Source organism: Mesorhizobium vachelliae, from assembly GCF_033977325.1.
Classification (GTDB): Bacteria; Pseudomonadota; Alphaproteobacteria; order Rhizobiales; family Rhizobiaceae; genus Mesorhizobium; species Mesorhizobium vachelliae.
Genome location: NZ_JAVIIR010000011.1, coordinates 153,206 through 177,135, shown reverse-complemented (window position 1 = coordinate 177,135; position 23,930 = coordinate 153,206). Strand labels below are relative to the sequence as shown.

General features: G+C 64.8%; 22 protein-coding genes. 5 read left to right on the top strand and 17 right to left on the bottom strand.

All coding sequences use genetic code 11. The features are described from left to right. Nucleotide 1: 1 nt before the first annotated feature. From RFM41_RS22845 to RFM41_RS22825, 5 genes are read left to right on the top strand one after another with little or no spacing between them, the layout of a single operon-like run. Complete coding sequence (locus tag RFM41_RS22845; RefSeq protein ID WP_320251128.1) at nucleotides 2-949, top strand: ABC transporter permease; 948 nt, start codon at nucleotides 2-4, stop codon at nucleotides 947-949. A 37-nt stretch (nucleotides 950-986) separates the two neighbouring features. Continuing rightward, nucleotides 987-1,814: an ABC transporter permease gene (locus tag RFM41_RS22840; protein ID WP_320251130.1), complete on the top strand. Its 828-nt coding sequence runs from the start codon at nucleotides 987-989 to the stop codon at nucleotides 1,812-1,814. Then, the gene (locus tag RFM41_RS22835; RefSeq protein WP_320251131.1) at nucleotides 1,811-2,791 is read left to right on the top strand and encodes an ABC transporter ATP-binding protein; all 981 of its coding nucleotides are present in this window, start codon (nucleotides 1,811-1,813) and stop codon (nucleotides 2,789-2,791) included. Before RFM41_RS22840 ends, RFM41_RS22835 begins: the two co-directional genes overlap by 4 nt. Then, nucleotides 2,788-3,798 (top strand): ABC transporter ATP-binding protein, encoded by a 1,011-nt coding sequence (locus tag RFM41_RS22830; protein WP_320251132.1) that lies wholly within the window; start codon nucleotides 2,788-2,790, stop codon nucleotides 3,796-3,798. Before RFM41_RS22835 ends, RFM41_RS22830 begins: the two co-directional genes overlap by 4 nt. Before the next feature lie 14 nt (nucleotides 3,799-3,812). Then, complete coding sequence (locus RFM41_RS22825) at nucleotides 3,813-5,840, top strand: CocE/NonD family hydrolase (protein WP_320251133.1); 2,028 nt, start codon at nucleotides 3,813-3,815, stop codon at nucleotides 5,838-5,840. Nucleotides 5,841-5,864: 24 nt separating this feature from the next. On the opposite strand, the gene RFM41_RS22820 is transcribed toward RFM41_RS22825, so the two are convergent. The 17 genes from RFM41_RS22820 to RFM41_RS22740 form a co-directional block, all read right to left on the bottom strand. Beyond that, nucleotides 5,865-6,497, bottom strand: coding sequence for a TetR/AcrR family transcriptional regulator (locus tag RFM41_RS22820; protein WP_320251134.1), 633 nt, complete (start codon nucleotides 6,495-6,497; stop codon nucleotides 5,865-5,867). Between the two features lie 81 nt (nucleotides 6,498-6,578). Next, on the bottom strand, nucleotides 6,579-7,103 hold the full coding sequence (locus tag RFM41_RS22815; RefSeq protein WP_320251135.1) for a hypothetical protein: 525 nt from the start codon (nucleotides 7,101-7,103) through the stop codon (nucleotides 6,579-6,581). Beyond that, complete coding sequence (locus RFM41_RS22810) at nucleotides 7,096-9,975, bottom strand: sarcosine oxidase subunit alpha family protein (RefSeq protein WP_320251136.1); 2,880 nt, start codon at nucleotides 9,973-9,975, stop codon at nucleotides 7,096-7,098. Before RFM41_RS22810 ends, RFM41_RS22815 begins: the two co-directional genes overlap by 8 nt. Next, nucleotides 9,972-10,241 (bottom strand): sarcosine oxidase subunit delta, encoded by a 270-nt coding sequence (locus RFM41_RS22805; RefSeq protein ID WP_320251138.1) that lies wholly within the window; start codon nucleotides 10,239-10,241, stop codon nucleotides 9,972-9,974. Before RFM41_RS22805 ends, RFM41_RS22810 begins: the two co-directional genes overlap by 4 nt. Nucleotides 10,242-10,254: 13 nt before the next feature. Further along, a complete protein-coding gene (locus tag RFM41_RS22800; protein WP_320251139.1) occupies nucleotides 10,255-11,508 on the bottom strand; it encodes a sarcosine oxidase subunit beta family protein in 1,254 nt (417 codons plus the stop codon). Between the two features lie 472 nt (nucleotides 11,509-11,980). Continuing rightward, the gene (locus RFM41_RS22795; protein WP_320251141.1) at nucleotides 11,981-13,855 is read right to left on the bottom strand and encodes an alpha/beta fold hydrolase; all 1,875 of its coding nucleotides are present in this window, start codon (nucleotides 13,853-13,855) and stop codon (nucleotides 11,981-11,983) included. Further along, nucleotides 13,855-14,742, bottom strand: coding sequence for a branched-chain amino acid ABC transporter permease (locus tag RFM41_RS22790; protein ID WP_320251143.1), 888 nt, complete (start codon nucleotides 14,740-14,742; stop codon nucleotides 13,855-13,857). The genes RFM41_RS22795 and RFM41_RS22790 overlap by 1 nt, the downstream gene beginning before the upstream one ends. Continuing rightward, nucleotides 14,739-15,530 (bottom strand): ABC transporter ATP-binding protein, encoded by a 792-nt coding sequence (locus RFM41_RS22785; RefSeq protein WP_320251145.1) that lies wholly within the window; start codon nucleotides 15,528-15,530, stop codon nucleotides 14,739-14,741. Before RFM41_RS22785 ends, RFM41_RS22790 begins: the two co-directional genes overlap by 4 nt. Further along, nucleotides 15,527-16,252 (bottom strand): ABC transporter ATP-binding protein, encoded by a 726-nt coding sequence (locus RFM41_RS22780; RefSeq protein WP_320251146.1) that lies wholly within the window; start codon nucleotides 16,250-16,252, stop codon nucleotides 15,527-15,529. Before RFM41_RS22780 ends, RFM41_RS22785 begins: the two co-directional genes overlap by 4 nt. A gap of 112 nt (nucleotides 16,253-16,364) precedes the next feature. Continuing rightward, nucleotides 16,365-17,612 carry an ABC transporter substrate-binding protein gene (locus tag RFM41_RS22775; RefSeq protein ID WP_320251147.1) on the bottom strand — a complete coding sequence of 416 codons (1,248 nt, stop codon included), beginning with the start codon at nucleotides 17,610-17,612 and terminating at the stop codon, nucleotides 16,365-16,367. Nucleotides 17,613-17,659: 47 nt separating this feature from the next. After that, a complete protein-coding gene (argE, locus tag RFM41_RS22770; protein ID WP_320251148.1) occupies nucleotides 17,660-18,820 on the bottom strand; it encodes an acetylornithine deacetylase in 1,161 nt (386 codons plus the stop codon). A gap of 41 nt (nucleotides 18,821-18,861) precedes the next feature. After that, the gene (locus RFM41_RS22765) at nucleotides 18,862-19,758 is read right to left on the bottom strand and encodes an amidohydrolase family protein (RefSeq protein ID WP_320251149.1); all 897 of its coding nucleotides are present in this window, start codon (nucleotides 19,756-19,758) and stop codon (nucleotides 18,862-18,864) included. A 190-nt stretch (nucleotides 19,759-19,948) separates the two neighbouring features. After that, on the bottom strand, nucleotides 19,949-21,016 hold the full coding sequence (locus RFM41_RS22760; RefSeq protein ID WP_320251151.1) for a branched-chain amino acid aminotransferase: 1,068 nt from the start codon (nucleotides 21,014-21,016) through the stop codon (nucleotides 19,949-19,951). Between the two features lie 66 nt (nucleotides 21,017-21,082). Further along, nucleotides 21,083-22,102, bottom strand: a complete 1,020-nt coding sequence (locus RFM41_RS22755) for a succinylglutamate desuccinylase/aspartoacylase family protein (protein ID WP_320251152.1) — start codon at nucleotides 22,100-22,102, stop codon at nucleotides 21,083-21,085. Between the two features lie 232 nt (nucleotides 22,103-22,334). Further along, entirely contained in the window at nucleotides 22,335-22,781 is a 447-nt protein-coding gene (locus RFM41_RS22750) for a helix-turn-helix domain-containing protein (protein WP_320251153.1), read from the bottom strand. Then, nucleotides 22,715-23,251: a cupin domain-containing protein gene (locus RFM41_RS22745; protein WP_320251154.1), complete on the bottom strand. Its 537-nt coding sequence runs from the start codon at nucleotides 23,249-23,251 to the stop codon at nucleotides 22,715-22,717. The genes RFM41_RS22750 and RFM41_RS22745 overlap by 67 nt, the downstream gene beginning before the upstream one ends. Nucleotides 23,252-23,495: 244 nt before the next feature. Continuing rightward, the gene (locus RFM41_RS22740; protein WP_320251155.1) at nucleotides 23,496-23,816 is read right to left on the bottom strand and encodes a DUF1330 domain-containing protein; all 321 of its coding nucleotides are present in this window, start codon (nucleotides 23,814-23,816) and stop codon (nucleotides 23,496-23,498) included. Nucleotides 23,817-23,930 lie beyond the last annotated feature (114 nt).

Below are 23,930 nucleotides of genomic sequence, written 5' to 3'. Positions count from 1 at the left end.
GATGCTCCGCTATGCGCTGAAACGACTAGGCCTGGGCATCATCATCGTGAGCGTCGCGATGGTGATGCTGTTCGCCATGATCTATGTGATCCCGGGCGATCCGGCATCCGTGGCGCTCGGCCCGCGCGCCACGCCCGAGATGGTCCAAGCCCTGCGCAGCCGCATGGGGCTGGACCAGCCGATCTGGATCCAGTTCTTCCGGTTCTATTTCTCCGCGCTGCGCGGCGACCTTGGCACCGAGGTGCTGTCCGGGCGGCCGGTGATCGACGTCGTGTTCGAGCAACTGCCCTACACCCTGGCGCTGATCGCGGGCGCGATCTCATGGTCCGTGCTGCTCGGCATTCCGCTGGGCTGCATCGCGGCGGTGCGGCGCGGCGGCTTCGTCGACCGCGTCATCGGCGTCCTGTCGGTCGCGGTGATCGCGGTGCCGTCCTTCGTCATCGCGATCTATTCCCTGCTGATCTTCGCCGTCGCCCTGCAGTGGCTACCGGCCATCGGCGCCGGCGAGCCCGGCAATCTCGCCAGCCAGCTCAAACATCTTGCCCTGCCCTCGCTCGCGATCGGCGTCGGCTGGGTCGGCTACATCGCGCGCATGGTGCGCGCTTCCATGCTGGAGACACTGGAAGCCAGCCACATCCGCACCGCGCGCGCTTTCGGCCTGACCGACCGGCGCATCACCTATTCCTATGCCTTGCGCATCGCCATCCTGCCGACCGTCACGCTGCTCGGCGTCGGCATCGGCAATATGGTGTCTTCCGCCGTCTTCGCCGAGATCGTCTTTGCCCGCCCCGGCATCGGCAAGCTGGTCTATGAGGCGATCTCGGTGCGCAATTATCCGGTCGTCACCGGCGCCGTGCTGGTGACGACCGCTTTCTTCGTCGTCGTGAACGCTCTCGCCGACATCCTCATTGGTGCGTTGGACCCCCGTGTCAGAACAAGTCTTAATTGACAGGCCCTCACGGCAGCGCGCCGCCAAGATCGGCCGCGTGCTTCGGCGCATCCTTCGCGAGCCGCTTGGCGCGTTCGGTCTCACGCTGGTCGTGATCGTCGTTCTCTCGGCTCTCTTCGCCGATGTGCTTGCCAGCTATCCACCGACGAAACTCGCCCCCGCCGAGCGCTTCGCGCCCGCAAGCCTGCAGCACCTGCTCGGCACGGATCATCTGGGACGCGACCTGTTCTCTCGTGTGCTCCATGGCGGCCGCATCGCGCTGGCCATTGCCCTTGGCGCGACCGGACTGTCGCTCATCGGTGGCATCGTGCTCGGGCTCATCGCCGGCTATGGCCCACGCTGGCTCGACAATCTGATGCTCCTGCTCTTCGATGCCATCAAGAGCTTCCCGACCGTGATGCTGGCGCTCACGCTGGTCACGCTGACCGGACCGTCGCTGCTTGCGGTGCTGATCGTGGTCGTGCTGGTCAACGTGCCGGGCTACGCCCGCATCATCAGGACACAGACGCTGGTCCTGAAATCCGCAGAGCATGTGATGGCGGCGCGCTCGATGGGCGCGAGCACCGCGCGCATCCTCACCGTCCACATATTGCCCAACGTCATCGGCCCGATCCTCATCCTCGCCTCGATGGACATCCCGGTCGTCGTGGCGATCGAGGCGGGCCTGAGCTTCCTCGGCCTCGGCGTCAGGCCGCCTCTGCCAAGCTGGGGCTCGATCCTGAACGACGGCTTCGTCAACATCCGCGATTCCTACTGGATCGTGGTCGCCGGCGGCTTGCCGATCATCCTCACCACGCTCGGTTTCACCTTCCTCGGCGAGACCTTGCGCGACGTTTTCGACCCCCGGCTGAAGAGGCGCGAATGACCGTCCTCGACATCAAGGACCTCAGCGTCGACTTCGCCACCGAAGCCGGCACATTGCAGGCGCTGCGCAAGGTGAGCCTCGCGGTGCCGGCGAACCGGATCGTCGGCGTGGTCGGCGAGTCGGGCTGCGGAAAATCGACATTGATCAATGCCGTTCTCGGCCTGCTCGCCGACAATGGCGCGGTCACGGCAGGCCAGATCCTGTTCGAGGGCAAAAGCGACCTCGTCCATCTCGACGGCAATGGCATGCGGGCGCTGCGCGGCCAGAAGATCGCAACCGTCTTCCAGGACCCGATGGGGGCGCTGAACCCGGTGCTTTCCGTGGGCAAGCAGATGCGCGACATTCAGTACCGCTCCGGGCTGTCGCGCAAGGAAAAGGACGCGCTCTCCGTCGAGATGCTGCGCAAGGTCCGCATTCCCGATCCCGAGCGCCGGCTGGCGCAGTTTCCGCACGAATTCTCGGGCGGCATGAAGCAGCGCATCGCGATCGCCATGGCGCTGCTGATGCGGCCCTCGCTGCTGATCGCTGACGAGCCGACGACGGCGCTCGACGCCACGCTCGAAGTCGCCATCATCGAGCTGCTCAAGGACCTGCAGAAGCAGATCGGCTGCTCCGTCCTGTTCATCTCGCATCATCTCGGCGTCATCGCCGAGCTGTGCGACGAGATGATCGTCATGTATGCCGGCGAAGTGGTCGAACGCGGCTCGACCCGCGACATCTTCCACAATCCACGCCATCCCTACACGAAGAAGCTGCTCGACTGCGATCCGGCAAGGCTCTCGCGCCGCGAGCCGCGGCTGCCCACCATTCCCGGCACGCTGCCGGACCTTCGCAACCGTCCGAAGGGCTGCGTTTTCCAGTCACGCTGCGAGCTCGCGGACGATACCTGCTCAAAGATGCCCCCCGATGCCGCGCTGAGCGCGTCTCATGTCGCGCGGTGCTGGCACACCGACGAGACGGCCGGAGCGGCCGCATGACGACAGAGCCCCTGCTTTCCGTTTCCGATCTTCGGGTGCGCTTCCGCATCGGCGGCATGATGAGCGCGCTCACCGGCCGGCGAACCGAAATCGAAGCCGTCTCCGGTGTCGGCTTCACGCTGGAGCGCGGCCAGACGCTTGCGCTGGTCGGCGAATCCGGATCGGGCAAGACCACGCTGGCCCGCGCCGTCGACGGGCTGCAGCCGGCCGCGGGCGGCTCGATCCGCTTCGAGGGCCGCGAGTTGCGCGACCTGCCGAAGAAGGACTGGAAGCCGTTGCGGCGCAAGATGTCGATGATGTTCCAGGACCCGGTCGGCTCACTGTCACCGCGCCTCAGCGTTCGTTCGCTGCTCGCGGAGCCGTTCGCCATCCACGGCCTGTCCGGCCGCAGCCTCGAAGCCGAGGTCGAGCGCCTGCTCGCCCTGGTCGGGCTTCCGCGCGATTTCGCCGACCGCTATCCGCACCAGCTCTCCGGCGGCCAAGCGCGCCGGGTTGGCGTCGCAAGAGCCGTCGCGCTCGACCCGGAGCTGATCATCGCCGATGAACCGACAGCCGGGCTCGACGTGTCGATCCAGGGCGAGGTGCTCAACCTGCTCAACGACCTGCGCGACCGTATGGGCCTGTCGATGCTCATCATCACGCACAATCTGCACGTCGTGCGCCAGATCGCCGACCGGATGGCGGTGATGTATCTCGGGCGCTTCGTCGAGGAAGGCGAGACCGAGGCGATTTTCCGGGCGCCGCATCATCCCTACACGGCGGCGCTGCTTTCCGCGAACCCTGAGCCCGATCCGGACAAGGTGCATAACCGCATCGCGCTGCCGGCCGAGGTGCCCTCGCTGCTCGACAGGCCCTCGGGATGCGAGTTCCACACACGCTGCCCGTTCGCGCAAGACATCTGCACGACGCAGGCGCCCGCCCCGTCCGCGGTCGGCTCGAGCCGGCTCACCTGTCACTTCCCGCTCAATGGCGGCCCGCACGCCGTCGAGGCAATCGCCGCAAGTTAAAGGAGGTCCGTCCGATGAAAGACATCCGCGTGGTCACCGATTTCCCGCGCAAGGTCCGTGAGATCGAGAACCTGTGGATCCCGATGCCGGACGGCGTGAAGCTCGCCGCGCGCATCTGGCTCCCGGAGGACGCCGAGGCCGACCCGGTGCCGGCCATCCTCGAATACCTGCCCTACCGCAAGCGCGACGGGACGGTGGAGCGCGACGCGCTCACCCATCCCTATTTCGCCGGCCACGGCTATGCCGGCGTGCGTGTCGACATGCGCGGCACCGGCGACAGCGAAGGCGTCTGCAAGGGCGAGTATCTGAAGCAGGAACAGGACGATTGCCTCGCTGTCATCGAATGGCTGGCGAAGCAGCCCTGGTGCTCGGGCACGGTCGGCATGATCGGCATCAGCTGGGGCGGTTTCAACGGGCTCCAGGTCGCGGCCCGTCGCCCGCCGGCGCTGAAGGCGGTCATCTCGCTCTGCTCCACCGACGACCGCTACAACGACGACGTCCACTATCTCGGCGGCGCGCAGATGTGCGACAACCTGATGTGGGGCACCACTGCCTGGGCGATCGCCATGACGCCGCCCGATCCGCTGATCGTCGGCGACCGCTGGCGCGAGATGTGGGAGGGGCGCCTCGACGGCAACGGCATCTGGATGCAGGACTGGTTCGAGCATCAGCGCCGCGACGACTTCTACAAGCACGGCTCGATCTGCGAGGATTATTCCGACGTCGAGATCCCGGTCTACGCCGTCGGCGGCTGGGCGGACGGCTACCCGAACCCGATCTTCCGCATGCTTGAACACCTGCCGGGTGTGCGCAAGGGACTGATCGGCCCGTGGGGCCATAAATATCCGCATTTCGCCATGCCGGGGCCGCGCATGGGCTTTCTCCAGGAATGCCTGCGCTGGTGGGACCAATATCTCAAGGGCATCGACACCGGTATCGCCGACGAACCCATGCTGCGCGCCTGGATGCAGGACCCGGCGCCCCCGGCCGCGATCTATGACGAGCGCCCCGGGCGCTGGGTGGCGGAACCGTCCTGGCCGGGTCCCGGCATCGGCGAACATACGCTCGCGCTCTCGCCCGGCAAACTTGCCGAAGACGCCGGCAGCGACGACGTGCTGACGATCCGTTCGCCAATGACGGCGGGGCTCTCCTCTGGCGCGTGGTGCGGCTACGGCGTGCTGCCGACCTTGCCGGTCGACCAGCGCATGGAAGCCGGCAACGCGCTCGTCTTCGAGACCGAGCCGCTGGAGGAAGCCTTGGAGATCCTCGGCTTCCCGGAATTCGAGGTGAAGCTCGCCTTGGACAAGCCGGTCGCGCTGATCTCCGCGACCCTATCATTGGTGCTGGAAGATGGCGGGGCCTCGCGCATCAGCTACGGCATCCTCAACCTCACGCATCGGCATGACGATCTCGATCTCAAGCCGATGACACCGGGCAAAGCCGAGACGGTGCGCTTCAAATTGCGCTGCTGCGGCCAGCGCTTCGAGAAAGGCCAGCGCATCCGGCTCGCCATCGCCACCGGGCATTGGCCGATCGTCTTCCCGGGGCCGGAGAACGCGACGCTGTCGATCCATTGCGCCGGCAGCAGGCTGATCCTGCCGGTACGAAAGCCGCAGCCGTTGGATAAGACGCTCGCGGCATTCAAGGGGCCGGAAAGCGCCGCGCCGATGGCGCAGGACGTGATCAAGGCGGGTGAGCCTTTCCGGCGCGAGGTGACCACGAACCAGATCACCGGCGAGGCCACCTACACCATCATCAGCGACGCGGGAACGGTGCGCCATCCGCACACCGGCATGACTCTGACGCAGAGACAGACCGAGATCTTCATTGTCCATCCGGACGATCCGAATTCGGCGCGCGGGACCGTGACCTGGGACAAGACCTACGCGCGCGGCGACTGGAACGCCCATGTTTCGGTCTCCGCCACGGTGCGCGCATTGCGCGATGTCTGGCGCATGGAAACACATCTCGTCGCGCGCGCCGGTGACGAGGTCGTGGTCGACCGCGAGGAGGTCAAGGAATTTCCCCGCGACCTGAATTGATGTGATCGCGAATGGCGGGGCTGGTCAGCCGGGGCTTTTCAGCAGCATCTTTTCGGCGAAGGCCTCGACCTCCCCTGCGCGCGGTTCCTTACCGGTGTGCGTGAGCAGGTAGGCCGGCGTCAGGAAAAGACGGTTGCTCACCGGCTCGACGATCTCGAGCGAGTAATAGCCGATCTGGGTGAAGTAGAGCACGCGCGCCCGCACGAACGCTTCCGTGTCCGCATAGCCGTGCCGCGAGAACATCGCGCGGATGGCGTCGACCCGCGTATCGTCCTCCTCGTTGACGATCCGATGCACTTTTGCCGACTGGCGCGACCAGGCGCGCACGGCGAAGTCCAGCCGCGGATTGAACAGCGATTCATCCAGCCAGCACTCGAAGACATTGAGCACCGCCTGCGTGATCGACGCAGCCGGCCTACCGGCCTGCTCGACGATGAACCGCGTGTTGTTGTTGCGCCAATAATCCAGCAACTGGTCGAGCAGGTCCTGGCGGCTCTTGAAGTACCAGTAGAAACTGGAACGGGAGACGTTCAGCTTCAGCCCGAGCGCGAGAACACGCACCGCTTCCACGCCTTCGGAGATCAGCGTCTCCAGCGCGAGGTTCATCCAGTCCTCGCGCGTCACCTTGGTGTTGCCGATCAGACCGGACCGCCGCACGACTTCATCAGCATTGGAATCGGAGAACATAGCGGACCGGCCAAGATTGAACGCCGGCTAGATAGACCTGAAACCATGCCGCTACAACACTTGCGCCTGTTCAAGCCATTCCCAGAGATACGGGGCAAGACCCCGGTCGACATGGAGACGCGCCCGATCGGAGTTGCCGAACCGGTAGAAAAGGACGCTGACGCCGGCGAAAAGGATCGACGCCGAGCGGCTTGCCGCTGCCAGATCAAGCGCCGTCCCCATGGCGATCAGGCGATCCAGGTCCGGCCCCTCGATCTCGAACACATGCAGTCCGTCATCCATGACCGAAACCGCGAAACCGGCCGCGTGCCAGCCGGCAGCAATGGGGAACGGCTGCACGCCGACCGCAAGAACGCGGTCGCGCGCAACCCGCACCATGTATTTGTCGCCACTGGCGATCGCGCCGGCGCCAACACCGTCGCCGGCGAGCCCCGAAACCTTCGACCAGGCAGCAAGGTCGCCGCTGACCAGAAGCTGGCTCAGCCCGCCAAGTGTCCGCACGGTCACGCCATCCTTGTTCAGCGCCGCAGTGGCGAAGTCGGGTGCCGCCGGCCACTTTTCGGCAAGGTTACGCATGGAGCCGCCTCCCTTCCGGATCGAAGGCGCAAGGCGCGACGATCGTCGCCTGGCGCACGACACCCAGATGTTGAACGTCGATCGTCTCGCCATGCCGCGCCGCGCCCCGTTCGATGAGCGCGAGCGCAACAGGGCGCCCCAGGGTCGGGCTCTGATAGCTGGAAGTGACGAAGCCGATGCTTCTCGGCCGGCCCTCGCGCTTCTCCACGCCATGCGCGCCGGTCGCCAACGGCGCTTCGCCTTCGCGCAGCGCAAGGCCGACGAGCTGGTTGCGGTCCGTGCTGTTCCCCGCTTCGGTGAACAGCGAACGCCGGCCGACGAACTCGTTGGCGCGTTTGGTGCGTGGTCCGGCGACGCCCAGATCGTGCGGCATGGTGGTTCCGTCGGTATCCTTGCCGATGACGATGTATCCCTTCTCGGCGCGCAGGATCATCAGCGATTCAAGCCCGAGCAGCACGGCGTCGAAGGCGCGGCCCTCCTGCTGCATCCTTGTCCACAACGCCTCGGCCCGATCGGCGCGGATGGAAATCTCGTAACTGCGGTCGCCGGTGAAGGAGACACGCGCGATGCGCACCTCGTCGCCGGCAAAACGGCCGGCGGCGATCGCCATATGCGGCAGGCTGGCATCATCGAGTGCTGCGCCCAGATCAAGCGCTTCCACGACCTGGCGCGCATTCGGACCCGAAACGGTCAAGGTCGCGTATTGCGCGGTGGCGTTGTGGATATAGACCGCGTCGCGGCCGAAGCGGTCATGCCGCCATTCTTCGAGGCGCGCGTGGACGGCGGCGACATGCGACGACGAGCAGGAGACGATGAAGCGGTGCTCGTCCAGGCGGACCAGGACTCCGTCATCGAAGACGACGCCGTTTTCCGACAGCATGAAGCCGTAGCGGCAATGGCCCGGCTTCAGGGTCGACATGGTGTTGTAATAGATGAAGTCGACAAACTCGGCCGCGCGCGGGCCGATCACTTCGATCTTGCCCAGCGTCGAGCCGTCAAAGAGCGCGACCGACTGCCGGGCCCGCCGCGCCTCCTCCTGGATCGAGGCGCCTGCTTCCCCGCCACCATAATAGGCAGGCCTCAGCCAACCGCCATATTCCTGGAACACCCCTTTTGCGGCGCGGTGGTTTGCTTCCAGCGGCAGGCGGCGGACCGGGGCGTGCATGCTACCCCGGCGCGCTCCGGCCAGGCTGGCGAACGGAACGGGCGTGAATGGCGGCCGGTAGGTCGTGGTGCCGACGTCCGGGATGCCGCGCCCGGTGATGTCCGCCAGCAGCGCCAGGCCGTTCAGGTTCGAGGTCTTGCCCTGGTCGGTCGCCATGCCAAGCGTGGTGTAGCGCTTCAGGTGCTCGACCGAGACGAAGTTCTCCCGCGCCGCGAGCTCGACGTCCTTGGCGGTGACGTCGCTCTGGTAGTCGATCCAGACGCGGCCCTTGGCCTTGGGTTTCGGCCACAGGCTGGCGACGCCGAGTGTCGCTTCCGCTCCCGTGCCGCGAGGCGCCAGCGATGGCGAACCGAAGGTGCCGGGGGCAGCGGCGCCGCTGGCCAAGGCGTCAGAAAGCGAGACCGTGCCGGCGACGGCGCCGGCAACGCCAATCCCTTCGACAGCTTCTCCGGGGACGAACGCCGCCAGTTGATCGCTCCAGGCGAGCTTGCCTTTCGCCTGCGAGAACAAATGCACGGTGGGTGTCCAGCCGCCGGAGACGAGGACGCAATCGGCGGCAAGCGTCGTGCCGTCGTCGAGCAGGACGCCCTGGACGGCATTGCGCCCGCGCGCGCCGACTACCGTCCGGCCGGCCAGGACTCGAACACCTTCTTTTCCTTGAGCACCGCCGTCGCGCCGGCAATCGACCACCGTTACCGAAGCGCCGGCCGCAGCGAGCGCCGAGGCAGGCTCATAGGCGCTGTCGTTGTTGGTCGCGACCACGATTTCGCGGCCGACAAGCACGCCATGCCGGCGCAGATAGGCAAGCGCTGCATCGGCGGACAATATCCCCGGAAGGTCGTTGTTGGCGAACGGCACGGGCCGCTCGATCGCGCCCGTCGCCAGCACGATGCGGCGCGGCCGCACGCGCCAAAGCGTGTCCGGCCTGCCGTCGGTATGCCGCTGGTTGAGCGCGACCAGATTGTGGTCGTAGAGGCCGAAGGCGGTTGTGTCGCTGAGCACGAGCTGACCACCGCTCTTCAGCCCGGCAACTGTCGCCTCGACCCACGCCCTGCCCTCGACGCCGTCGACTTCGCCGGCGCGGTGGCGCAACGATCCGCCCGGATGCGTCCTGTCGTCGACCAGGACAACTGAATGTCCTGCCGCCGCCGCGCTGGCTGCCGCGGCAAGGCCGGCAGGCCCGGCGCCGACCACCAGGACGTCGCAATGATGGTTGATCTGGTCGGAGACCTGGCGCGGCTTCCAGTCTGGATCGACGATGCCAAGTCCCGCCATGGCGCGGATGCGCGGCTCGAACAGGTGCCAGTCCGGCCACATGAAGGTCTTGTAGTAGAAGGCGGCGGGCAGGAAGCGCGCGAAGCGATCCAGAACCGCGTTGCGGTCGCTCTCAGCTGTCGGCGAAGCGTTGACGCTCCTGACCTTGATGCCGTCGACGGCCTGCACGGTCGTCGCGCGCGCATTCGGCACACGGCCGACCGCGCTCTCGACATCGACCAGCGCGTTGGGCTCCTCGACGCCGGAGCCCCAGATGCCGCGCGGGCGGTGATATTTGAAACTGCGGCCGACGACGGTACGTCCACTCGCCAGCAAGGCGGAGGCGATCGTGTCGCCAGCGAAGCCTTCGACGCGCCTGCCGTCGAAGGTGAAGCTCAGCGGGCGAGCGCGATCGATGTCGCTGCCACCGGTGGTGAGACGGGAAGCGCTCATGCGCCGTGCTCCGCTTCGCCGAGCACGGAAGAGCCCGACACCTTGTGATTGACGCTGTCGCGGCTCATGGCGAAGAACTCGCCGCAAGTCAGATGCACCCAGATCTCCCGGGTCGGCCCCTTCGGATTGTCGCGCATGTGGAGATAGCCGGCCCAGCGCTCGGCGGTTACATCGCTGCCGTCCGGCCTCAGATTGCCGGCCTCGCCGCCATAGTGAAACTCACTTTCTTCGCGCGGCCCGCAGAAGGGGCAGGGAAAGAGCTGCATCTTTTCTATACCTTCAATGGGCAATGCCGGAGCCGGCGGCCTCGTCGATCAGGCGGCCGCGGGCGAAGCGATCGAGATCGAAGGGCCGGCTGATGTCGTGGTGCCTGCCTGTGGCAAGCAGGTGGGCAAGCAGGGTGCCGCCGGCGGGGATCGCCTTGAAGCCGCCCGTGCCCCAGCCGCAATTGAGGAAAAGGCCGGGCAGCGGCGACTCGCCAATGATGGGCGAGGAATCCGGGACCACGTCGACGATGCCGGCCCACTGCCGCATCATCTTCAACTGGCCGAAGATCGGGAACATCTCGAGCATGCCGGCGATGACGCCTTCCAGCACCGGCAGGTTGCCGCGCTGGCCGTAGGACGGGATGCGGTCGAGCGCCCCGCCGATCACCAACTCGCCCTTGTCCGATTGGCTGACATAGACGCCCGTGTCCGGCGAGATCACCACCGTGTCGATGATCGGCTTGACCGGTTCGGACACGCAGGCCTGGAGCGCGTAGGAATTGACCGGCAGCCGGAAGCCCGCTTTCGCCGCCAGCACCGATGAATGGCCGGCGACCGCCATGCCGGTGCGCTCGGCCCGGATCGCGCCGCGCGAGGTGACGACGCCGCGGCAGCGTCCGTCTTCGATGATGAAGTCGGTGATCTCGCAATTCTGGATGATGTCGACGCCGAGACGGCTTGCCGCGCGCGCGTAGCCCCAGGCGACGGCGTCGTGGCGGGCGGTGCCGCCGCTTGGCTGCCAGGTGCCGCCATAGACGGGGTAGCGTGTGCCCGGACTGAAATTGTAGATCGGCACGACGCGGCGCACGTCCTCGACCGAGAACAGCTCGCAATCGATGCCGTTGACCTGGATGGCGTTGACGGAGCGCGCAGCGGTTTCCATTCCCGCTTCGCTGTGCGCAAGGGTCAGGATGCCGCGCGCGGAAAACATCGCATTGTAGTTCAGGTCCGTCGACAGCGTCTTGTAGAGGCTGTGGGCCAGCCCGTAGATCGCCGCGCTTTCGGGGTAGAAATAGTTCGAACGCACCACCGTCGTGTTGCGGCCTGTGTTGCCGCCGCCGATCCAGCCTTTCTCCAGGAGCGCGACATTGGTGATGCCGTGATTTTTGGCGAGATAATAGGCGGTGGCAAGCCCATGCCCGCCGCCGCCGATTATGATCGCGTCGTAGCGCGGTTTCGGATCGGGAGAGCGCCAGGCCCTTTCCCAACCGGTCTGGCCGGCGATGCCTTCCTTGAAGAGCGAAAGCGCCGAATACTGCCTCGTCATGCGCGCAAGCCGCCTTCACAGGCCGGAGACATCGCTCCGCCGCAAGGGCCTGGCCGCCGTGTCTCCAGCTCGAACATGTGCATCGATCGCCCCATAAGATACCTGCTTTGCGGTTGGTGCAGAACATCCCAAAGCAGCGTCAGGCGCACATTTAGCGCGAATGTACACCTGTGTCCATTCAAAGCGTGTAGCGCGCTCCCGCGCATTTCGCAGATTTCGGGATGTTCGGTCAGACAAGCTGCGGCACGCTCATTGAAGCCACTTCGGTGGGCTCGGCGGCATGAAGGGAAAGCGCCCCGCAAGCAGGGCTCCTATAGCGTTTCACCGTTTCACGGAAACGGCGAACCGCTCTATCCCTTTGTTTTTACGCAATTCCGGACGGAAAACCGCTCACACTTTTCCTGGAATTGCTCTAGGGGCTGGACCGCTTTGGTTTGCGCCCGGCTCTCTCGGCAACTTCCGGTTCTAGATATCAGGCGACCACGTCGGCGGCACGCCGGCTTCTTGCTTCGGCGGCCTGCAGGAAAGCGGCGAGCTTTTCGTTGAAGGTCGCCGGCTTCAAAAGGAAAGGCGCGTGCTTGCCGTCATGGATATCGTCCGGCTCGCCGGTCCATTGCTCGAGCTTGAGGTCCCGGAAATACTGGTGGTTCAGGAACGGGTCGTTCGAGCCGTTCAGGATGGCGAACGGGACCGCGGCCGAGCGCAGGAAGCGCATCTGTCGCGGCCAGTCCACGATCTGGAGCTTGCCCAGCGTATAGGCGCGGGCACGCCCGTCTGTCCTTCGCACGGCGCGATGGAAGTGGAGCGTCTCGGCTGTCTTCGGACCGGTCGTCGACGCCGCGAAGTCGCGACTCTCGGCCGGCGACAGGAAGGTCTTGCTCGCCAGAACGAAATGGCTGGTCGCGTCATAGGCGCGGCCGACATCTTCCGGAACGACCCTGAGGGGCGGCGTGCCGGAAAGGGCAAGCGCCTTCACGGGATAGCTGCGGGCCGCAAGCTCGATGGCAATATAGCCACCCAGCGACCATCCGAACACAAAGGGGTTCGCCGTGCCGAGCGCCTTGAGCACATCTTCGGCGACGTCGGCGAACGCCTCGACGCTGTAATCCTTTTCCGGGTCGGCATTGTCGGACACGCCGTGACCGGGCAGGTCGAAGGAGATGACCCGGTAGCGGTCGCGGAACGCCTTGAACTGGTTGGCGAACACTTCCTTGGCGGAGGAGTTGCCGTGGATGAGGAGAAGCGCCGGCTTGTCGCCGCCGGTGTCGGCAACGGCGATCCTGCCATGGCGGGTGGCGACCATCGTCTCATGCGCTCCGGTCATCGCTTCGCGTTGGCCGAGGCCGAAGCGGCGGCGCAAGGTGGCCGTCGCCTGCGAACGCACCACGTCGAGGGCTTCGCGAAGCGTCTGCAGCAATGCCCACAGGCCACCCGGATAGAAGATCAGGATGACGATCAGCAACAGCGACATGATGATGTTGCGCCAGGCGCCGTAGGCGGCGAAGACCTCGGACACCATGGTCACGAAGAAGGCTGCAAGGATCGGACCCCAGATCGTCCCGGCGCCGCCAAGCAGAAGCATCGAGAGCAGCAGGCCGAGCAGCCCGAGGCCGAAATTGTCGGGAGAGGCAACGCGCATGTAGGAGCCGTAGAAGCCGCCGGCCACACCGCTCAGCGCGGCGCTCACCGTCAGCGTGAACAGCCGGGTGCGCGTTTCCGACATGCCGCGCGAGATGGCGTAGTATTTATGGTCGCGCATGGCCACGATGGCGCGGCCGAAACGCGAGCGGGTGATCTTGTAGAGGATGATGGTGGAGGCCACCAGCATCAGCAGGGCCAGATAGTAATAGCCGACCTTGCCGCCGCGGTTGAAGCGGTAGCCGAAGAGCTCGAGCGCCGGCAGGCTCACCATGCCCGACGTGCCGCCGGTGATGTCGGACTGGCTGATGATGATCTGGTAGAGCACCTGCGAGGCCGCGATGGTGACCAGAATGATGTAGATGCCTGAAAGCCTGAGGATGGGCAATGTTATGAGGGCCGCGACGAGGCCCGCGGCAACGCCGGCGAACGCGATGCCCAGCCATGGCGACAGGCCGAGAGTCTGGCCGACCAGCCCGAACGCATAGGTGCCGATGGTGAAGAGCGCGACATGGGCGAAATTGAACAGGCCGCCATAGCCGAGGCTGAGGTCCCAGCTCGAGGCGACGATGCCGAACACGAAGGCCAGCACCAGGAGATGCCGCAGATACATGCTCGACGAAAGCAGCGGCACAAGCGCCAGCACGGCCAGGACGATCAGGACCGGGATCAGCCCGGAACTGCGGGCGAAGGACGGGCTGTACCGCATCAGACGGATTTCCTGTATCGGCCAAACAGACCTTCTGGCTTGGCAACGAGCACGACGATCATGATGGCGAAGAGCACCGTCGGGCTCCAGTAGAGGCCGACGAGATAGGTCATGACAGCCTCAAGCAGGCCGACGATGAAGGCCGCGTAGATCGGGCCGGTGAAGCGCGCGATGCCGCCGAAGATCACCACGATCAGCGCTTTCATCAGCGGGTCGGAACCCATCGAAGGATTCATGAAGCGGGTCGATCCGATCAGGATGCCGGCCAGCGCCGCCAGCGCCGCCGACAGGCCGAAGGCGATGGCGTAGAGCCGCTCGACATCGATGCCCATGAGTTGAGCCGCCTCGCGGTTCTGCGCCACGGCGCGCATGGCTCGGCCAAGCGGCGCGCGCTGCAGGAACACGCCGAGCGCCGCCAGGATGACGAGCGCCAGCGCCACCACCGCCATCTCGTTGCGGGAAATGGTGATGCCGAGGAGCGACATGTCGCCGCCGAGCAGCGGCGAGAGCTGCTTGTTGCGCGGCCCCCAGACGAGGTTGATGACGTTCTCCAGGATGGTCGCGCCGGCAAGCGTGGTGATGACCGATTTCACCACGATGTCCGGGCTTCGTTCGAAAGGTTTGATCAGGAGGTAGTAGACGAGCATGCCGATGACGAACATGCCGATGATGGAAACCCCTGCCCCGGCCAGCAGGCCGGCGCCCGAAACCTCGGCGCTGGCGATCTGCCAGGCGATGTAGGCGCCGAGCGCGATGAAGGTGCCGTGGGCGAAATTGAAGATGCCGAGCGTCGTCCACACAAGCGCCAGCCCGGTCGCCATCAGCGCATAGAGCGCGCCCAGCACGATGCCGCCAATCAGGATCAGGTTAAGCGTCTCAAGGGTCAATGGTGATCCTCGCCGAACATCAGTTTCATGATCTCTTCATGCGTGGGCATGTCGGCCTTCTCGATGCGACGCGAGATGCGGCCGTGGTCGAAGAGGTAGAGCGTGTCGATCAGTTCCTCGAGGAAGGCGATGTCCTGATCGACCACGATCAGCGGCACGCCGGATCCGCGGATGGTCTGGATCGCCGAAGCGAGCTCGCCGCGCAGCTTTGGCGACAGCCCCAGCGTCGGCTCGTCGAGGATGAGAAGCTTCGGTGCGGCCATCAGGCCGACGCCTATGGCCACCATCTGGCGCTCGCCGCCCGAAAGGAAGCGGATCTTGTGGCCGAGCCGCTCGTGCACCCGAGGAAAGAGCCGGAAGACCTTGTCCAGCGTTTCGGCCGCGTTGGCGCGCCCGCGTGAAGCATAGGGCGCGATCGACAGAGTTTCGGCGACGGTCATGTCCGGGAAAAGCAGGTTCCCCTGCGGGACATGGATCAGCCCGGCGCGCGCTACGGCTTTCGGGTCCATCCGGCGCCAGGTTATGGCATCGTAGTTGAAATTGCGCCAGCGCCGGCTGCCGCGCGCGCCTGGACGGTTGAGTTGGACACCGTCGAAGAAAATATCCCCGTCCCACGGATCGATGATACCGGACAGGGTTCTCAGGAACGTCGTCTTGCCGTGACCGTTCGGGCCGAACAGCCCCACGCTCGCGCCTTGCACCAGCGAAAGGTCGATCTTGCGGAAAATCTGCAGCGGCTCGTAGCCGCCATCGAGGCCCCTGACATCGAGGAGAAGCGTGTCCGTCATCGTGCCTGCCCCAGATAGGCTTCGATCACCTTCGGATCGGCAACGACCTCGGAGGGAAGCCCCTGGGCGATCACCCGGCCCTGGTCGAGGACGATAAGCCGGTCGCAGACCGACATCAGCAGCGGCAGGACATGCTCTATGAGCAGGATGGCGATGCCGCGCTGGCGCAGCGCGAGAATGAGCGCCTTCATGTGCTCGATCTCGCCGGGCGTCAGGCTCGACGCCGGCTCGTCGAGCAAAAGCACGCGCGGCGACATGGCCAAGGCGCTGGCTATCATCAATATCTTGCGGAAGAAGATGGGAAGCGTTGCGGTCGGCGCGTTGTGCAGCGTCTGGGGAAAGCCCACGATGTCGAGCACCTCGATCGCGGCGATCTCATCCTGCTTTTGCCCCTGCCGCTTGCCGCTGTGCTCTATGGCCACCAGCACATTGTCGATGGCGCTCAGCGAGGTGAAGATGCTTTCGCGCTGGAAGGTGCGGGCGATGCCGGAACGGCTCACCTCCTCCGGCGCCACGTTCTGGATCTCCTTGCCTGCGAAAACGACGCGGCCGCTGTCGGCCGGAAAGGGGATGTTGGTCAGGATGTTGAACAGCGTGCTCTTGCCGCTGCCGTTCGGCCCGGCGACGCCGAGTATTTCGTTCTCGGCCAGCGCAAAGCTGACGCCGCCCACGGCGCGCAAGCCGCCGAAGGACTTGGTGAGATTTTCAGCCGTAAGGATCATGCAAGACTGCTTTGACGAAAGCGGAACGCTGTTGGGCTTCGGCGCCTGGAAAGACGTGCCGGCGCGATACGTCGCGCCGGCAGATCGGACATTTCGGGTACCGACCGAAAGGCTACTGCTTGATCCAAGGCGGAAGCTTGAAATCGCCCGTAGCGTATTTCTTCGGCCCGATCAGGAAGCGCTTGCCGTCCCAGATCTGGTAGAAGGTCACCGGAATGTGGTTCTCGTCCTGCACGGCGAGATGCGTCGCCGGATCGAATTCCACCGGCCCCGGCGCGGCGTCGACCTTGGTTTCGCCGAGCGCCTTGCCGATCGCGTCATGATCCTTGGGGTCGCCGACCTTCTCCAGCGCCGCGAAATACATCTCGGCCTCTTCATAGAGAGCCGAGCCGTAGACGCCCGGAGCGACCTTGTACTTGTCCTGGAACTTCTTCAGCACTTCCTGCCCGCGCGACCAGCCGGGCGAGTCGATGGCGCCGCCGATCAGGTTGTAGAGGATGCCGTTCGACTGTTCCTTGGTGAGGTCGACGAATTCCGGCACCGACGGCGCGTATTGCAGGAACACCAGGCTCTGGGTCGGTTGTTCCAGGAACTGCTTCAGGAACAGAGCGGAGTTCGAGGGCTGATAATCGGTGTTGACCACGAGGTCCGGCGGGTCCTGCCGCACCTTGGCAAGGATCGCGCGCCAATCGTTGACGGGGCCGAAAGGCACCATCTCGTCCACGGTCACGGTCCAGCCGGCGGCGGAGAAGGATTTCTTCATGCCTTCCGAGATGACCTTGGAATAAGGATTGTCGGACGAGATCATCGCCAGCTTCTTGCCGGTCGGCTTGAACTTGCCGTCGGCGATCAGCCCGTCCACCAGGGGAAGCACGTCCGTCTCGTAGCCCTTGTAGGACGGCGACAGCGACCAGCAGCAATTGTAGTTGCCAGGGTCCTTGGTCACGATGCCGGCAAACGAACCGGACGGGCCGGACGAGATGTAAGGCATGTTGGCGTCGGCGAAGAGATCGACCTCGAACAGCGACAGGCTGGCATAGCCGGTCAGCACGACCTGCACGCCTTCCGTGTTGATGAGACGCTGCGCGGCGCTGCTGACATTGTCGGGCGACCCGTCCTTGACGTCCGCCGAGATGATCTCGAACGTGTGGCCGGCCACGCCGCCCTTGGCGTTCCTTTCGTCGACGGCGAGCTCGACGCCCTTGATGAAGTCCGCGCCGTCGGAGGCCGAAGGTCCCGAAAGCGGCGCGAGCACGCCGATCTTGATGACGTCGGCCGCCGCCGCGCCCATTGCCGTGCCCAGAGCCGACGCGCCTAACGCGCCGACCAGAAGCAACTGTCTCAGTAGTCCCCTCTGCATGAGATCATTCCCCATTTTTGCGATGTTCAGTTCCACGGCATGCCCTCTCAGGCATGACGCGCATGGTCAATCAGCCGGTCGATGAAGCCGACACAACGTTCGAGCTGCTCGACGGTGATCCATTCGTCGGTTATGTGCGCCTCGCTGTCGCGCCCGGGGCCGCAGATGATGGTCGACATGCCGGCGGACTGGAAGATGCCGGCCTCGGATCCATAGTTCACGGCGGTCACCTCGTTGCGACCGGCAAAACGCTTGGCAAGCGTTTCAGCGTGCGAGCCCACGTGGGGGACGAAGGGCGGAACGTCATAGGCGATGTTGGTCACCACGCTGGAGTCGGCGAAGCCTTCCTTCATGGCCGGAACGACCTTGCCGTCGCTGAATGTCCGGAACCTTTCGACCAGCGTCTCCACGACGCCGCCGCTTGTGGCGCGGATGTCCCATTGGAAGGCGCAATCGCCGGGTATGGCGTTGCGCGCGGTGCCGCCCTGGACGACGCCGACGCTCACCGTCGTGTAGGGCACCTCGAACGGCGATCCGGTCTCCGGCGCCGAACGCAGTTCGTTCGCGTAGGAGCGCAATTCTCCCATCAGGTCCATGGCGTGGAAGATGGCGTTCACGCCGAGGTCGGGGCGCGACGAGTGACAGGCCTTGCCGGTCACGGTGGTGAGCAGGCCGGCGCTTCCCTTGTGACCGCCGACCACGCCCATGCCGGTCGGCTCGCCCACGAACACGGCAAGTTGCTGCGGCAAGGTCTTCGCCATGTGGTCGATAATGCCGTGCACGCCCAGGCATCCGACCTCTTCGTCATAGGACAAGGCAAAATGGATGGGCGCCGCAAGCGGCTCCTTCAGCATGGCGGGTACGCCGGCCAGCGCGCAGGCGATGAAACCCTTCATGTCCGAGGTGCCGCGGCCGTGGAGCCTGTCGCCGTCGCGCCACATGTTGAAGGGGTCGCGCGACCACTCCTGTCCAGCGACCGGGACGACGTCGGTATGGCCGCTCAAAACATAGCCTGGACGGTCGGCCGGTCCGATCGTGGCGAACAGGTTGGCCTTGGTGCCTGTCGCGTCGGGGATGATGATGCTCTCCACCCCGAAGCCGGCAAGGTAGGCCTTGATGAAGTCGATCGCTTCCAGATTCGACCGGCTGCTGACGGTGTTGAATCCCACCAGCCGGCTCAAGAGTTCGATCGCGGAAGAATGTGCCATTGTCTGTCCTGGTCCGTCCGGTTCTGCGCGGCGATTGCCGATCAAAGCCGGTAGAAGCGCTTGGCGTTGTCGTGGAACAATTGCGCTTGCTCCTGTGGCGACAGGACGGCCGCGATCTTCTTGAAGGTGTCGTAGATCTGGTTGAAGCTCATCTGGATCTTCGAGACCGGATAATCCGTGCCGAACATGCTGCGCCCGGTGCCGAAACAGTCGATGCAATGCATGGCGACGTCGCGCACGCTTTCCAGCGTCCAGTTGCGATCATAGGCGCCCGGGTTCGAGATCTTGATGGCGATGTTCGGACAGGCGGAGATATGCTTCAGGCCGTCGCGCCAGCGCTGCATGCCTTCCGGATCGCGGTCGATCGGACTGCCGCAATGATTGATGATGATCTGCAGGCCGGGAAGCGCCTCGGCGATCTCTCGCACGACGCCGGCCTGGTAGGGATACATCATCAGCTCGAGATTGAGCCCATGCTCCTGCAGCCGAGCGATATCGCGGCGCCACTGCGGGTTGCGACCGAGCTCGGGGTCGGTCACGAAGCATTTCTTCGGATCCGGATGCCAGCTCAAGATGCCCCGGATGCCGGTCACCCGGTCGAACGCCGCCTGTCTCGCGATGGCGTCTGCCGCTTCCGGCTTGCCCAGCGAAGCGCCGCCGACATAACGCGCGGCCACACCCTTCGACTTGTCCAGGGTTTCCAACCAGCGGGTCTCTCCCACCGGATCGCCGGCCCACAGCGCCTCTATATGAACCGTGGCAACGATATTATGTCCGCTGGAATCGCGCACATAATTGTCGACCAGATAGTCCGTGGCGATCTCGGAAAGACCGGCTACCGCCTGCACGGAAGGGTCGGTGGGCAGCAACCACGGATGCTTGCCCATGGAAAGATCCCACAGGTGATGGTGCGGATCGATGATCGGTCCCGAATACATGAACACTCCCGGTGTGGGGATGCGGCCAAACCGGGGAGGTCAGCGTTCACGACTCCCGCAGGAACCCGCATGCTAACCGTCCCTACCCGGTCCGCAACCCAAGCAGTCATAGTGATTGCAACAAAAAAGCCGGTATTGTCTTTCCGGGACAGGATTTCGCAGAAAGGACTCCACCGGCATCCATCTCATCTCAGTCCACGGCGACCGACCAGCCATGGCTGTCGGGCACGGTCCCGGCATGGAGCCCGGTCAGATGCTCGAACAACTTCGCCGCGACCGGCCCCGTCTGGCCGCCATTGACGACGATCTTTTCGCCACGCCAGGCGAGCTCGCCCACCGGAGAGATCACGGCGGCGGTGCCGACACCCCACATCTCCTCCAGCGTGCCCGTCCTCGACGCCGCTATGACATCCTCGATGTCGATGGGCGCCTCGGCCACCTCCATGGCCCAGTCGCGCATGAGCTTGAGCACGCTATCGCGCGTGATGCCCGGCAGGATCGAATCGCTCAATGGCGGCGTGAAGATGCGGCCGCCGATCTTGACCATGATATTCATGGTGCCGACCTCCTCCAGATAGCGGCGCTGGACGCTGTCCAGCCACAGGACCTGGCTGAAGCCGGCGGCGGCGGCCTCGCGGCCGACCTTGAGGCTGGCCGCATAGTTGGCACCGGCCTTGGCCGAGCCGATCGCGCCCTTGGCCGCGCGCACACGCGTCTCGGAAACGAGGATGCGGACTGGGCCGGCGCCTTCCGAATAATAGGAGCCGACCGGGCAGAGGAAGATGAGATAGGTGTAGGTCCTGGAAGGCCGCACCACCATGTAGCCCTCGGTTCCCACCATGGTCTGGCGCACATAGATGGCATTGCCACGCTTGGCCGGCACCCAGTCGCGGTCGAGATCGATCAACTGGCGCATCGCGGCAAGCACGAGGTCGGGATCGACCGCCGGCATGCACAACTCGCCCGCGCTGCGGTTAAGGCGCGCGATATGGGCCTGCGGCCGGAAGAGATGGATCGAGCCGTCTTCGCGGCGATAGCCCTTCGATCCGTCGAAGATCGCTTGGGCATATTGGATGACGGAGGACGAGGGGTGGAGCTGCAGCGGGCCGAACGGCACGATGCGGGGATCGTGCCAGCCAAGTCCCTCCGTGTACTCCATCTGGAACATGTGGTCGGAGAAGTAGTCGCCGAAGCTCGCCTTGAGGTCTTGCGGGATGGGCTTGTGCGCCGCGGCGCGCGTGACGGGAATGTCATGCATGATGCAATGGATGTCCTGATTGTCGATGAGGGCCGCGGGCCGTGCCCGCGCAACCGAGGGTGTCGCTCAGGCCGGAGACGCCAGATGCCCCAGGCAGTCGCCGGCTTCCACCAGCGAGAAGGTGCGGATGCAGACGGCGAAGCCGCCATGCCTGAAATAGACGGGCACCGGCTCGGCCCAGGGATTGTCCAGATCGTAGATCAGACCGGCAAGCGCGCCAGCCGGCACCTCGTCGCCGAGCGCGAAGCGCGGCTCGAAGAAACCCCGGCGCGGAGCGAAGGCATAGAGGCCTGGATCGTCCATCACCAGCCGGCGGACCTTTCCGCGGCGCTTCGGCAGCGATGTGGCGGGCGCCACCACCTTGAGATGCGACAGCACCGAGCGCAGGCCGTTCTCCACGACGGCCAGGCCCTCGATGTTGACGGTCGAGCCGCCGCCGAACTCTCCGGTGACGAAGAAGACGTTGTTCTGGTGCGCATAATTGCCGATGACGCGGTCTTCGCCGCTCAATGCACGGATGCTGTCGAAATACACCACGTTCGGCGGATCGAAGGCGTCGATGAATTCTTCCAGGCGCTCTTTCTGCGCGGGATCGGACCAGCGCGGCGCGAGCAGCGTCGGCAGGTATTGCAGCGAGCTGCCGCCGGCATGGAAATCGATCAGATAGTCAGAGCGCGGCAACAGCTCGGTGGTCACGTAATGCGCGATCATCTCCGTCGCGGTGCCGTTGCGCTTGCCCGGAAAGGTGCGATTGAGGTTGATGTCGTCGATGGGCGAGGTGCGGGTGCCGGCGACAAAGGCCGGATAGTTGACCGCCGGAACGACAATCAGCCGTCCCGAAAGCCGCGAAAGGTCAAGCTCGCGGACAAGCCGCGCCAGCGCGATCGGGCCCTCATATTCGTCGCCATGGACACCGCCCGTCAGCAGCACCGTCGGCCCTTCGCCATTCTTCGCGACTGCGATGGGGATGGCGATATGGCCATAGGCGGAGCGATGCACCGAATGCGGCAGCCGCAACGTGCCCGTCTGCAGCCCGTCGCGATCGAAGTCGATACTCGTTCCGATCATGGACTTGTCGTCGCTCATTGCATCTCTCCAGGCTTCGTCTGCATCGACTGGCGAGCGTAGGGCGAGCCGGAAAGGCAAGTCTTGCGCGATAGGGCCTAAAGCACACTGCGATCCTTGAGGTTCGCGGTGCGCTTTAGGTTCTTGATTTTATGCATGTCTTTGTCCCGGAACCGGTTCCCACTTTCGGGAGACATGCCTTGATCTTTCGCAGATCGGCCATGGCCGGCGCCGTCCGGGCCGGCCCGTCGCCTCAGACGAGCTCGCGCCGCCAGCGCAGCGGGGTCAGGCCGGTAGCCTTGCGGAAACAGGTGGTAAAATGGCTCTGATCGGCGAAACCGCAAGTGAGCGCGACGTCGGCCAGTTGCAGCTTCTGTTTCCTCAGCAAGTCCTTGGCGCGATCGACGCGTCTGTGCACAATGAAATTGTGCGGGGTCTGGCCTGTCGACTGGCGGAACATGCGGGTGAAATGCCGCACGCTCCACCCGGCCAGACGGGCGAGATCCGCGAGCGCGATTTCCTCCTGCAGATGGGCGTCGATGTAGTCGCAGACACGCCGCCAATCCCGCGAGGAGAAGGCGCCGGTCGCCGGATGCGGGGCCCCGGCTTTCGCAAGGATGAGAACCTGGCAGATCAGCGCAGCACCATGCTGTCCACCAACATGCGGCCCATCGGGCCTTCCGGATCGCCAAGCGTCCAAAGCTGCTGAAGCAGCGTGCTCACCACGGCGTTTGGCGCCGTGGATCCGGAAAGCGGCTCGAGCGCCGTTGACAGGTCGTCGGGACATTCCGGACCGAGCAAGCTTCTGACATGGTCGACCGGCACCGCCAATATGACCAGCTTGCGGGGACCGCCGACGCGCCAGCGACTCTCGACGTTGGGCGGCACCACGATAAGATCCCCGGTGCGGGACTTCCCCCCTGCCCATCCGGCCCCCATGTTCCAGTCGTAGGAACAGGCCGGCGCCGACAGCGGCGTGGATATGACGACTTCCTCGACGGCCGGGTCGGCAAGCTCATGCCGTCTCTGCTCGACCAGTATCATGCTGTAGCGTCCGGTGCCCTCGATGGTGCGATGCTGCTGGGGAAAGGCGGAATAGGAAGACTTGCGGTAGAATTCCGCATAGTTCTCATACGCTTCCCGCGCGACCTGCAAATTCTCGGTCCTCATGACGGGCCTCCAAGGAGCCAAACTTCGCCTCGCAAGTTCGACCTGAAGCGGGTCGGCGTTTCAAGGAAAACTCGCACTGTCCCGCTCTCGTTTGTAGCATGAACTTTTCCGGGGATCGCAAGATGCGCTCCCCGGATCGTGCTCCAAGTTTTTGTTTTTATGCATGTCGTTATCCCAGAACCGCAGCACACTTCTGGGCGACATGCATTAAGGACGCACTTTGCCGGCTCAACGGCCTGGTCGCTCAGACGAGCGGGTCGGGAGCGGCGCTTTCGCCGCGACCCTGCTGCAGGATCATCCGTCCGCGGTCGGAAGAGGCGCGGCGAAACTTCGACGCCGCCTGATAGTCGGTGTCGTCGTACCAGGCCTGGGCCGTAGCCTCGTCCGGAAACTCGAGGATGACCATGCGGTCGGTGAAGGTCTCGCCCTCGCAGGTGGTCACCGGATCGCCCCGCGTCAGGAACTTCCCGCCATACTTCTTCAGCGTGGCAGGGGTGAGCGCGGTGTACTTCTTGTACGTCTCGGGGTCGTGGACCCGCATCGTGCAGATCATATAAGCGGCCATGGCCTCCTCCTTGGTTTTCGATCGAGCTTATAGCTTTGTCGAAGCGCATTCACGATAAATTTCGGTTGTTATCGCCAGCTTTTCGCGCATAATCACCAAGGTATCAAGGAATTG

Coding starts and splice junctions, on each gene's coding strand:
- RFM41_RS22845 (WP_320251128.1), top strand. CDS start 2: ATGCTCCGCTATGCGCTGAAACGACTAGGCCTGGGCATCATCATCGTG.
- RFM41_RS22835 (WP_320251131.1), top strand. CDS start 1,811: ATGACCGTCCTCGACATCAAGGACCTCAGCGTCGACTTCGCCACCGAA.
- RFM41_RS22830 (WP_320251132.1), top strand. CDS start 2,788: ATGACGACAGAGCCCCTGCTTTCCGTTTCCGATCTTCGGGTGCGCTTC.
- RFM41_RS22825 (WP_320251133.1), top strand. CDS start 3,813: ATGAAAGACATCCGCGTGGTCACCGATTTCCCGCGCAAGGTCCGTGAG.
- RFM41_RS22815 (WP_320251135.1), bottom strand. CDS start 7,103: ATGCGTAACCTTGCCGAAAAGTGGCCGGCGGCACCCGACTTCGCCACT.
- RFM41_RS22810 (WP_320251136.1), bottom strand. CDS start 9,975: ATGAGCGCTTCCCGTCTCACCACCGGTGGCAGCGACATCGATCGCGCT.
- RFM41_RS22805 (WP_320251138.1), bottom strand. CDS start 10,241: ATGCAGCTCTTTCCCTGCCCCTTCTGCGGGCCGCGCGAAGAAAGTGAG.
- RFM41_RS22800 (WP_320251139.1), bottom strand. CDS start 11,508: ATGACGAGGCAGTATTCGGCGCTTTCGCTCTTCAAGGAAGGCATCGCC.
- RFM41_RS22795 (WP_320251141.1), bottom strand. CDS start 13,855: ATGCGGTACAGCCCGTCCTTCGCCCGCAGTTCCGGGCTGATCCCGGTC.
- RFM41_RS22785 (WP_320251145.1), bottom strand. CDS start 15,530: ATGACGGACACGCTTCTCCTCGATGTCAGGGGCCTCGATGGCGGCTAC.
- RFM41_RS22780 (WP_320251146.1), bottom strand. CDS start 16,252: ATGATCCTTACGGCTGAAAATCTCACCAAGTCCTTCGGCGGCTTGCGC.
- RFM41_RS22775 (WP_320251147.1), bottom strand. CDS start 17,612: ATGCAGAGGGGACTACTGAGACAGTTGCTTCTGGTCGGCGCGTTAGGC.
- argE (WP_320251148.1), bottom strand. CDS start 18,820: ATGGCACATTCTTCCGCGATCGAACTCTTGAGCCGGCTGGTGGGATTC.
- RFM41_RS22765 (WP_320251149.1), bottom strand. CDS start 19,758: ATGTATTCGGGACCGATCATCGATCCGCACCATCACCTGTGGGATCTT.
- RFM41_RS22760 (WP_320251151.1), bottom strand. CDS start 21,016: ATGCATGACATTCCCGTCACGCGCGCCGCGGCGCACAAGCCCATCCCG.
- RFM41_RS22755 (WP_320251152.1), bottom strand. CDS start 22,102: ATGAGCGACGACAAGTCCATGATCGGAACGAGTATCGACTTCGATCGC.
- RFM41_RS22745 (WP_320251154.1), bottom strand. CDS start 23,251: ATGAGGACCGAGAATTTGCAGGTCGCGCGGGAAGCGTATGAGAACTAT.
- RFM41_RS22740 (WP_320251155.1), bottom strand. CDS start 23,816: ATGGCCGCTTATATGATCTGCACGATGCGGGTCCACGACCCCGAGACG.